11 protein-coding genes, 2 tRNA genes and 1 other RNA gene are annotated in these 9650 nt (G+C 46.1%); 2 read left to right on the forward strand and 12 right to left on the reverse strand.

All coding sequences use genetic code 11. The features are described 5' to 3' along the window. Positions 1-285 precede the first annotated feature (285 nt). From HQM15_09680 to HQM15_09715, 8 genes are all read right to left on the reverse strand, one after another. Positions 286-1374, reverse strand: coding sequence for a DUF3829 domain-containing protein (locus tag HQM15_09680; GenBank protein MBF0493037.1), 1089 nt, complete (start codon positions 1372-1374; stop codon positions 286-288). A gap of 26 nt (positions 1375-1400) precedes the next feature. Then, the gene (locus HQM15_09685; GenBank protein ID MBF0493038.1) at positions 1401-3002 is read right to left on the reverse strand and encodes an FAD-dependent oxidoreductase; all 1602 of its coding nucleotides are present in this window, start codon (positions 3000-3002) and stop codon (positions 1401-1403) included. A 135-nt stretch (positions 3003-3137) separates the two neighbouring features. Beyond that, entirely contained in the window at positions 3138-3947 is an 810-nt protein-coding gene (locus tag HQM15_09690) for a hypothetical protein (GenBank protein MBF0493039.1), read from the reverse strand. 51 nt (positions 3948-3998) lie between these two features. Further along, positions 3999-4634 carry a recombination protein RecR gene (gene recR, locus HQM15_09695; GenBank protein MBF0493040.1) on the reverse strand — a complete coding sequence of 212 codons (636 nt, stop codon included), beginning with the start codon at positions 4632-4634 and terminating at the stop codon, positions 3999-4001. A gap of 22 nt (positions 4635-4656) precedes the next feature. Continuing rightward, positions 4657-4965: a YbaB/EbfC family nucleoid-associated protein gene (locus HQM15_09700; protein ID MBF0493041.1), complete on the reverse strand. Its 309-nt coding sequence runs from the start codon at positions 4963-4965 to the stop codon at positions 4657-4659. Further along, positions 4962-6560 (reverse strand): DNA polymerase III subunit gamma/tau, encoded by a 1599-nt coding sequence (gene dnaX / locus HQM15_09705; protein MBF0493042.1) that lies wholly within the window; start codon positions 6558-6560, stop codon positions 4962-4964. Before dnaX ends, HQM15_09700 begins: the two co-directional genes overlap by 4 nt. A gap of 10 nt (positions 6561-6570) precedes the next feature. Next, positions 6571-6657, reverse strand: a tRNA-Ser gene (locus HQM15_09710). A gap of 126 nt (positions 6658-6783) precedes the next feature. Beyond that, positions 6784-6870, reverse strand: a tRNA-Ser gene (locus HQM15_09715). A gap of 94 nt (positions 6871-6964) precedes the next feature. Here HQM15_09715 and ffs point away from each other — a divergent pair. Further along, positions 6965-7062: signal recognition particle sRNA small type (gene ffs, locus HQM15_09720), an RNA gene on the forward strand. Here ffs and can read toward each other — a convergent pair. Then, entirely contained in the window at positions 7062-7688 is a 627-nt protein-coding gene (gene can, locus HQM15_09725) for a carbonate dehydratase (protein ID MBF0493043.1), read from the reverse strand. The genes ffs and can overlap by 1 nt on opposite strands. Here can and crcB point away from each other — a divergent pair, their 5' ends adjacent. Continuing rightward, positions 7689-8066: a fluoride efflux transporter CrcB gene (crcB, locus tag HQM15_09730; GenBank protein MBF0493044.1), complete on the forward strand. Its 378-nt coding sequence runs from the start codon at positions 7689-7691 to the stop codon at positions 8064-8066. On the opposite strand, the gene HQM15_09735 is transcribed toward crcB, so the two are convergent. The 3 genes from HQM15_09735 to HQM15_09745 form a co-directional block, all read right to left on the reverse strand. Further along, complete coding sequence (locus HQM15_09735; protein MBF0493045.1) at positions 8043-8546, reverse strand: nucleoside deaminase; 504 nt, start codon at positions 8544-8546, stop codon at positions 8043-8045. The genes crcB and HQM15_09735 overlap by 24 nt on opposite strands. Before the next feature lie 77 nt (positions 8547-8623). Next, positions 8624-8821 carry a DUF2281 domain-containing protein gene (locus tag HQM15_09740; GenBank protein MBF0493046.1) on the reverse strand — a complete coding sequence of 66 codons (198 nt, stop codon included), beginning with the start codon at positions 8819-8821 and terminating at the stop codon, positions 8624-8626. Positions 8822-8917: 96 nt separating this feature from the next. Then, the gene (locus HQM15_09745; GenBank protein ID MBF0493047.1) at positions 8918-9538 is read right to left on the reverse strand and encodes a hypothetical protein; all 621 of its coding nucleotides are present in this window, start codon (positions 9536-9538) and stop codon (positions 8918-8920) included. Between the last annotated feature and the right edge of the window lie 112 nt (positions 9539-9650).

A 9650-nucleotide genomic window follows, 5' to 3' on the forward strand; every position in this document is an offset into this window, starting at 1 on the left:
GGTATTGCCCCCTCTTAAGCTAAGAGGGGGTTGGGGGAGTTATGGAAAACCGTGCAAATTACAGTATTTTTGAGTTCAGCAAGATCTTCCATAACCCCTCCTAACCTCCCCTTAGCTTAAGGGGAGGAACAGCAGAGTCAATAAAACCAATAGTTTGCTGAGATGTGTAGATACCTATGCTTGAGAGGGTGAGGAATCAATTGCAGAATAGTTGCAGGAAGGGGGCCGCCATAAATCATTTTGGTTTATAGTGTCCCCCTTCTTTTTTTTGGGATTAGTCTGTCACTAATATCGGTCAAACACCTGGCTGTTCACATCCCCAATATAGCTGTTGTAGGCATGGATAAAATTATCCAGTAGGGTGTCATTTACCTTTTGTTGTGTGGACATTTCCCGGTTCAGTATTTTTGCCTGGGCATAAAGACCATTCGAAGACCTATCCAGACGACTCCACATCGACTTCACTTTTTCTTCATCGGCATGAGAGTTCACATAGAGGGTCAATCCCTGAAAGGTCTTTTCAAAATCAGGGAAATCCCGTTGATACTCTGCTGCATTATATCTCCCATTTTGTTCCAAGTGCAGGGTCTTCAGCAGATTTTCAGCCTGAATGGTAAAGCTCAAGTAATACCATTCGAATTTTCGGCCCTCACTTTTTTCCATCTCGGCCAATTCAGTAAGATCCAGACTGCGCTTGATTTTATCCATCTCCAGGGCAATGGCGATCTCTTTACCTCGCATGACATCGAGTTTTCCGGTGATAGCATCAAATAATTTCTTACCCTGTGCACAGGCATCGTCCTTATAATTTTGCTGAGAGTAGTAATTTTTCACCAGTTCCAAATCTGCCACCACAGCTTCCAGCGTTTCTACATAAGGCTTTAAAAAACTGGTTGCTGTGGCATAGCTGCCAGGATTTTTTTCAGCGAGAGTCAGGCTTTGCTTGCAGATCTCAAGCGCCTTCTTTCCATTGTAGCCTCCAAAACCTTGGCCCAGATGGCTGGAAATCGAAGAAAGCTGGGCAGTCAACTCGATGGGACTGGGAATTCGTCGACTGTATTTGCAAATACTTTGTGAGGTTTGCAAGGTGCTGAAATAATCGTGCTCCGTCACTGCAATCGCAGGCTGAGTGTTGTTATAGCAGTTGATAATCTGATTAATGGTTTCTCGAGGGTTTTCTTGTACTTTAGGTTTCTCTAAAGTGTTCTGCACTTCGTTTGTCAGCTTTTGAGTCAGGGAATTCAAATTGTTGTTTTGAGTCAGAGTTTGAGCATTTTTTTTTTGCTCTTCCAGTTTCTTCAAAAGTTTATCGAAACCGCAGGCGGGCAAGAGGGAAACCAAGAGAAGGGATAGAAGTAGAGTTTTGTTTCTCATAAGGGAATTCCTTTTTATTTTTGATACTACCTCAAATACTCCAACACATTTTTTCGTTCTTCATCCTGCCTCGCTTCACTCCAGGAAAGTTCTTTTGCCATCAATTCAATGACCCGCGGCAAGGCAATGAGGGTCGCTTGATGATCCAAAAAAGCCAGGCGGGTTCGACGTGCCAAAACATCCAAGGCGCATTGGGCCATCTCATTTTTTAGGGCGTAAAGCACCTCCGCTTCCAGATAAGGATGATTGGTGGCAAGCAAAGTTTCGTGGCCCATTTTTGCAAGTATTGCCACATCAGCAGCCCGACCTCCATAGGCCAGCGACAAATGATGTGCTACGGTATCGGTAAATCCATATTGCTCGGCCAACTCCTGGCGAAGGCTATTTTTATAAAATCTGCCGCCTACCAGCCTGGTCGTTTCGGTTTTGGAAGCACCTGCCTCTTTTAATTTTCCAAGTTTAACCGCCTGATTGACCGCGTCCAAGGCCATTTTGCGGTAGGTGGTCCATTTGCCGCCCGTAATAGTCAACAAGCCCGATTTGGAGATTTGAATAATGTGATCGCGTGAAAGCCTTGCCGTATCTACTGCTTTGGGATTGGAGACGAGCGGTCGCAAACCGCACCAGGCCGAAAGCACTTCTTTTCGGGCGATGGGTTGTTCATAATAAAGTTCCAGATGTCGCAAGATATAGCGGATATCTTCTTCGCTGGCCTTGGGATCATCCACAATTTTGGCCGGATTGTCGGTGGTACCCGCCAAGGTGTGCCCTAACCAGGGGAGCAGAAAAAGCACGCGGCCGTCTTCTGTTTTAGGGATGAGTAAACCCGTATCCGGTGGAGAGAATTTTTTATCTAGAATAATATGAACGCCCGAACTCGCCTTGAGGATAGCTTCGGTCTGAGGATCATCCATCTTGCGAACTTTATCTACGAAAGGCCCGGTGGCATTAATAATCACCTTGGCCCGCACCTCGAATTTCTTTTTGGAAAAGCGGTCTTGCAACTGCGCGCCCACCAATTTCTCTTGCTCATGAATCAAGGCCAACACTTCCACATAATTCACCACCACTGCCCCTTCTTCCAAGGCTGTCATGGCAATGGCCACATTCATGCGTGCATCATCAAACTGTCCATCCGCATAGATCACGCCGCCTTTTAAGTGTTTGCTCTTGAGCATGGGAAAAATGCGCAGCGCCTCTTTGGCAGACACCGAACGACTGGGAAACAGATTACTCTTTCCGGCCAGCCAGTCGTACATTTTGAGACCAATTTTAAAATAGGATTTTTGAAAGGGTTTGTAGAGCGGAGTCAGCAAGGCCAAAGGTCGCGAAAGATGCGGGGCATTTTTAATGAGAATGGCGCGTTCTTTCAACGCATCTTTCACCAGATTGAGCTGCCCCTTATCCAGGCCTTTTACGGCCTGTTCCAGATAGCGCACGCCTCCGTGAATGAGCTTGGTACTTTTACTGGAAGTGCCCGAAGCAAAATCATCTCGCTCGACCAGGGCGACAGAAAGTCCACGAGTGGCCGCATCCAAGGCAATACCAGCACCGGTAGCACCACCCCCGATGACTAAAAGATCAAAAGATTGAGATTGGAGTTTTTCCAGGTTTTGGGAACGTTGCATAGGTAGCTGGGCCTATAAAACCTGCTGCCAAATGACAAGGGTATACTGACGAGTCGCCAAACTGACGCAATGCGACTCTCTAGTACAACCGTCCTGCGTTTCGAGAACAGGTGTCGACGTCGGGAAGTATTCGGTTCATCGAACCTGAGCCCTGATAATGCGATAAGGCACAAGGGTCGGATCATTGGCGTTCCGATAGGTGTAAAATGCCCCATCCACAATTTGATAATAATTTACTCTACCCACCCAGTCTGGATCCAGATTTTCTATGAAAGAAGCCCCGGGAGTGTATTGCGCCATGACATCATCTACACTTCTAACCCCCCCCTCTAAGTGCTGACGAATTTGCACTAAAACATGTTCTCGAATAGCCCCCAGAAGACCACGCACAAAAGCAGTTCTATCTTCAAAATGAGCGGTGCTTAATAAGTCGACATCGGCTGCACTCACCACATAGTAATTATCAATATTTGTTGAAGAGTTTAAATGAATAGGAATTTGCCTTTCATTTACTCTTCGATCATATTCCCTGAGAACTGCTGAATAGATGCTGGGATAAGCACTGCGTTGAACGACTCCTCCCACAGTGCCCACTTGGATTGCTTGACCCACAGGGGTGGTTTGCATAGGACCAGGCCTGGGTGGAACTGCTGGAGAAGGGCAAGAAGCCTGTGCTGCCACTAATCGGAACGTATTAGAATTACAAATAGGAGTTGTGAAACCACAAGCCCTTTGGCCTACTATAGAATAATTGTGCCCATTAATAATAAAAGACCTCATTCTGTCACGAATTTGAAGATCATTTAAACGTGCCGCACGGTAATGATCGATCATTCCATACACCAATTCATCTTGTTCTTGCCGATTTAGATTACTAGGGTTTTCATCCCTCTCCTGAATCTCAATACCAAAAGAAGCACTTCCCCCACAATTTTCTTGAATCATAATTCTTGTCATACAGAGCTCTTTTTAATTTCAATAAGAAGTTGCCAAATCTTACAATACACGCCGACCCTCAATCGCCCGAAACAAGGTCATGCTGTCGATATATTCCAAGTCTCCACCCACAGGGATCCCCGAGGCAATTCGGCTCACTTTCAGTCCCAACGGCTTAAGGATTTTAGTCAAATAGAGTGCAGTGGCCTCGCCTTCTACATTAGTGTTCGTCGCCAAAATGACTTCCTGAACTTTTCCATCCGAAAGCCGACCCAGTAATTCTTTAATCTTCAGATCTTCAGGGCCTACGCGATCCAGGGGTGAAATGGCCCCGTGGAGAATGTGGTAGTAGCCCTTATAATTTTTGGATTGCTCTATCACACGCAGCTCCTGTGGCCCTTCAATCACCAACAGGAGTTGCTCATCCCGATGGGGGTCACGACAAACCGCGCAAGGATCCTGTTGGGTGAAATTCTGGCACAGTGAACAAAAAAACATTTCATTGACCACTTCACGCAGCGAAACCGCCAGCTTTTCTGCATAAGCCTTGGGAGAGCGCAAAACAAAAAAAGCCAGACGCGTGGCCGTTTTTTCCCCGATACCGGGGAGTTTGGAGAGTTCTTGAATGAGGTGGTCTAAGGAGGAAGACAAAGTAAATCCTGTGTTAATCTTTAAAAACTCTGAACAAAATTGCATAAATAAATTTATGCAATTTTGTCTAAAACAAGCCTGGGATTTTCATCCCTCCCATCAGCCCACCCATCTCCTGTTCGGCGGCTTCTTTGGAGCGGCGGATAGCTTCATTCACGGCAGCTAAAACGAGATCTTGTAACATTGTCACATCTTCAGGATTCACCACCTCTTTTTCAATCTTGAGGGAAAGTAATTCATTTTTTCCGCTCACCACCACATTCACCATCCCGCCGCCACTACTGGCTTCGTAGGTTTTGGTGGCAAGTTCTTCTTGTTGTTTGAGCATTTGTTTTTGAAGCTGTTGGGCTTGCTTCATCATTTGTTGGATGTTCATGAAGTGACCTCCTCGATTTTTGCGTTTAAAATATTCATTGCCTTAGAAACTGTAGGATCATTGCTTTGCTGGGTGAGCACTTCTTTTTTTACAGGGCTCTGAAGAATTAATTCTTCCTCAAAAGGCCCCATCAAATCTTGATCACTCAACACAAACTTCAATTTTTTTTGGAAATATTCCTTCGCCAGACTTTGTAAAATTTCTTCTCTTTCTTTCAACCACTCCAACCAGTGCGAATTGGATTCCACCTTCACAAATATTTCAGATTCTTTCAATGCCAACTTCATCGCTCGAGATAAAATAGAAGAGACCTGAGGTTTTTTTTGCTCGGTAAAAGTAAGAAAGCCTTGCAACGTGAGCTCTCCCCTCATCCGCCCTTCAGGCACCTTCTCCCCTAGGAGAAGGGAATTCGACTTTCCCCTCTCCTCGAGAAGAGGGTCAGGGTGAGGTAAGGAGTTCACTGTGACATCACCGCCCGATTCCATCCAACGCGTCAGCTCCAAAAACTGTGAGGCATAAGCCAGTCGGACCAACAGAACTTCCAAAATCATCTTTGGAAATTCACTGTGACTCATCTCCTGAATTCCCTGATGCAAAATCTGAAACATCAGATCCAAAACCTGGGGAGTGGACAAAGCCGCCTGCTCCTTCAAGAACAATTGTTCCGACTCGGTTAAATCTTTGATCACCGATAAATCCTTGCTCACCCGGTAGAGTAACAAATTTTTAATCAACTCCAGCCATTGGATGCAGAATTGCTTTAAATCGTGGCCCCGATCGTAAAGTTCATCCAACAGGACAAGCGCGCGTGTTAAATTTTGAGCAATCAGCACTCGCGTCAGCTCCTGCAGAACAGAGGCATCTGTCAAACCCAGCATCTCCGCCACATCGCTACATTTCAATTTTCCAGAAGCATAGGCCATGGCTTGATCGAGCAGACTCTGGGCATCCCGAATAGAACCTTGGGCCTCACGGGCAATCAACAATAGCACATCCGGTTCGAACTCCACTTTTTCCAGTTCACAAATGGTCTTCAAAATTTGTTGTAATTTTTCGAGAGAAACCCGTCGCAGGTCAAAACGCTGGCAACGCGATAGGATGGTGGCCGGAATTTTATGTGCTTCGGTGGTTGCCATGAAAAAAACGGCATGCGGGGGAGGTTCTTCCAAAGTTTTTAGCAGGGCATTGAAGGCAGAGGTAGACAACATATGCACTTCGTCGATAATGAATATTTTGTAGCGTCCCGAAGCGGGTAGATACTTAAGCTCCTCACGGAGTTCTCGAACATCTTCTACCGAAGTATTGGAAGCACCATCGATTTCTCGAACGTCTAAGGCCGAGCCCTCGGTAATCTGTCTGCAATTGGAACAGTGGTTACAAGGCTTGGCTGTGGGGCCTTGTTCACAATTGAGGGCCTTTGAAAAAATTCGAGCCAGCGAGGTTTTACCGGTTCCGCGTACCCCCGTAAAAAGATAGGCCTGATGGATACGCCTCGCCTGAATGGCATTTTTGAGCGTAGTGACAACGGCATCCTGACCAATCACTTCGTCAAAATTCTGGGGGCGATATTTTCGGGCTAGGACTAGATAAGACATTTTGAACTCACGGAAGGAGTGGGATTTGAACCCACGATACCCGTTAAGGTATACTCGCTTTCGAGGCGAGCGCCTTCAGCCACTCGGCCATCCTTCCAATTTCTGTATTTTACGGAGAGAGTGGGATTCCTTCTCCCCCATCTCCCCCATCGCTTCGCTCTACTCGGGCCTCATCGGCCCGCGCTCAGGTCGTCCTTCGAATCCCAATTCATTAGATTTTTTACGGAGAGAGTGGGATTCGAACCCACGGTACCCGTTAAGATACACACGCGTTCCAGGCGTGCGCCTTAAACCACTCGGCCATCTCTCCAAAATGGAACAGGGCTCCTATATCTTGTCCCGGCCGGAACTCAAGTGCAAAATCATTACTTGATTCAAGAAATGAAAACCCGTAAAGAATTTCCCGTCAGGTCCCACGCAAAGGAGCTCTGCGAACCCCGCCAGATCCGGAAGGAAGCAACGGTAGTGGAATACTTCTTGTGCCGTGGGTAACCTGACTTTTTATTTTCCTATTTTTCTCTCAAAATCTTCCAGACTCGTCACATTCAAACCCAGATCCCGAATCAAACCATCGTGAATATCATAAATAAAGCCATGTACACTGAGCGTCTGACCTGCGCTCCAGGCATCTCGAACCACATTGGTCGAACAAACATGCTTCACTTGCTCCAGCACATTGAGCTCGCACAAGCGATTGGCGAGTTCCATTTCGTTGGGAATGGCCTCTAATTCCTCACGATGCAGGGCATAAATATTTTTGATATGCCAAAGCCAGTGGTCTATTAAACCAAATCGGGCCTCCGATAGGGCCCCCAAAACCCCTCCACAACCATAATGTCCGCAAACAATAATGTCTTTCACCTGAAGAAATTCAACCGCATATTGAATGACCGACAGACAATTGATATCCGAATGTACCACCTGATTTCCCACATTGCGATGCACAAATACCTCACCGGAAGCAAGCCCCAGTATGGTGTTAGCTGGCACACGGGCATCGGAACAACCTATCCATAAATAATCGGGTTTTTGCAGCTCAGACAGTTTTGTAAAATAAGCAGGGTCTTCTTGGCGGCATTTTTTTGCCCAGGCCTCATTTTTTTCTAGAAGTTGTTGGATGCTCTTCATATGCTGCACTCTGCTATGCTTAAAAATTTTTTATTGGTTTCCACCGGGGGAGCTTTGGGTTCAAGCTTGCGTTACGCGGTCAGCCTGCTGCTTCCCTTGTTTTATTCTTCTGCTTTCCCTTGGCCTACCTTTTTGGTCAACTTTTCAGGTTCGTTTCTGATTAGTTTTTTACTGGGTTTTTTTATCAACGATTCTATGCCACTCAAACTCTTTTTCTGCACAGGTATTTTGGGCGGATTCACCACCTACTCCAGTTTTAATAACGAAAATCTTCAGCTGCTGCTTCAGGGCCAATGGTTCACTGCCCTTTCGTATATTTTTCTGAGTCTATTTGGATGCCTATTTGCGGGTTATTTAGGATTTATTTTTTCGCATTAGGCCAGACCTATTCATTTTTCTTTGCCGCAACTGCTTGAAAAAACCAGAAAGCAAATCTACACATTCTTTTTGCAACACGCCTGATCTCACTTCTATTCGATGATTGAGTCTCAAATCTTTCGAAAAATCATACAATGATCCACAGGCCCCTGCTTTGGCATCCAGACAGCCAAACACCAGGCGATCCACTCGGGCCTGCATCAGCGCCCCCATGCACATGAGGCAAGGTTCCAGAGTTACATAAATGGTCACCCCACTCATTCGCCAACAAGCCAGTTTTTTTGCTACTTTTGAAAGCAGATAAATCTCTGCATGCCCCAAAGGATCTTGCTTTGACTCCCGAAGATTATGGGCCCGCGCAATGATTTTATTTTGATAAACGGCAATAGCTCCAATGGGTACTTCATTTTTCTGAGCGGCTTTCTGGGCTTGCTGCAAGGCTTGAAGCATCCATTTTTCGTCCGAAGCAAGGGGAGACATAGAAATTTCCCCTCTTGGGTTAAGAGGGGGTTAGGCGGCGTTACTGTGAAAGAAAAGCACATTAAGAAAATAGGACATTATTGGTAATTCTCAAATTCTTCCAGAGGAGCATCAAAATCCTCAGAAATTTTAATTAAATCTTTTTTAGCTGAACCAGGAACTCTCTTAACAATTTTTTTCTTATTTTCCAAAACATAGACAAATTTTAACACTTCTTTCACCAGAGCTTCTGGCATGCTTTTCAAATGATCATAAACTTGTTCTAAAGTATTCATAACACCCCCATCTATTAACCTGCTCATTCAAGGTAACAAAAAACCCCTTCCGTTGGGAAGGGGTTTTTGCATATCACATTCGCTAGTTACATCTTTTTATTTTCGTCTCCGCAAGGCCCACATCGAAACCAGGCCAAACATCCAGAAAAGTAGGCCAAAGGAAGAAGACGCCTCACCCAAGGAACATCCACCACCGCCGCTACCTGAAGGAGGAGGGATAGGAGTTACATCCGCATTGACTCCCACACTCAGGGTGACTGCATGGCTTAAGCCACCGCTGGTTCCAATGATGTTCACGACATAGGTGTTTGCAACAATGCTGCTATTGGTGTGAAGCGTTAACACCCCCGTAGTTGCAGAAGCGGGAATAGTAAGGGTATCTGCCGTAATTCCAGGATCGGTACTACTAATTGTCACCACCACATCTCCCGCAAATCCATTGCGACGATTTACCGTCAAATTGACTGTGCTCGTGGCACTGTGATCCAGCGTAATACTTGCCGCGGAAGAAAGTGCCAAATCAAAATCGGGGGCAGTGGGGTCCACACCGGTGCCTGAAATAGCCGTCGAGACAATATTTCCGGCGGTACCTCCCGCGTTACTTGTAACACGCACTGCCGCAGTTTTTGCGCCTGCAGAAGTAGGTCTGAAAGTAACCCCCACATCACAAGTTTGTGTAGGTTCCAAGTTGATTGCCCCATCATTGTCAGCGCGCATGACAGGGAGCCTGGAGTTCGCATGATAGGGCCCCACCTGTACGCATGATAGGGACCCGGTGGTTCGCAAGGATAGGGACCCACTTTTTCCTCTAAAAAATAGCGACGGATCT

The organism is Deltaproteobacteria bacterium, from assembly GCA_015233135.1.
Classification (GTDB): domain Bacteria; phylum UBA10199; class UBA10199; order JADFYH01; family JADFYH01; genus JADFYH01.

Coding starts and splice junctions, on each gene's coding strand:
- HQM15_09700 (MBF0493041.1), bottom strand. CDS start 4,965: ATGAACATCCAACAAATGATGAAGCAAGCCCAACAGCTTCAAAAACAA.
- HQM15_09745 (MBF0493047.1), bottom strand. CDS start 9,538: ATGCGCGCTGACAATGATGGGGCAATCAACTTGGAACCTACACAAACT.
- crcB (MBF0493044.1), top strand. CDS start 7,689: ATGCTGCACTCTGCTATGCTTAAAAATTTTTTATTGGTTTCCACCGGG.
- HQM15_09680 (MBF0493037.1), bottom strand. CDS start 1,374: ATGAGAAACAAAACTCTACTTCTATCCCTTCTCTTGGTTTCCCTCTTG.
- HQM15_09690 (MBF0493039.1), bottom strand. CDS start 3,947: ATGATTCAAGAAAATTGTGGGGGAAGTGCTTCTTTTGGTATTGAGATT.
- HQM15_09740 (MBF0493046.1), bottom strand. CDS start 8,821: ATGAATACTTTAGAACAAGTTTATGATCATTTGAAAAGCATGCCAGAA.
- HQM15_09685 (MBF0493038.1), bottom strand. CDS start 3,002: ATGCAACGTTCCCAAAACCTGGAAAAACTCCAATCTCAATCTTTTGAT.
- can (MBF0493043.1), bottom strand. CDS start 7,688: ATGAAGAGCATCCAACAACTTCTAGAAAAAAATGAGGCCTGGGCAAAA.
- recR (MBF0493040.1), bottom strand. CDS start 4,634: ATGCAATTTTGTTCAGAGTTTTTAAAGATTAACACAGGATTTACTTTG.
- dnaX (MBF0493042.1), bottom strand. CDS start 6,560: ATGTCTTATCTAGTCCTAGCCCGAAAATATCGCCCCCAGAATTTTGAC.
- HQM15_09735 (MBF0493045.1), bottom strand. CDS start 8,546: ATGTCTCCCCTTGCTTCGGACGAAAAATGGATGCTTCAAGCCTTGCAG.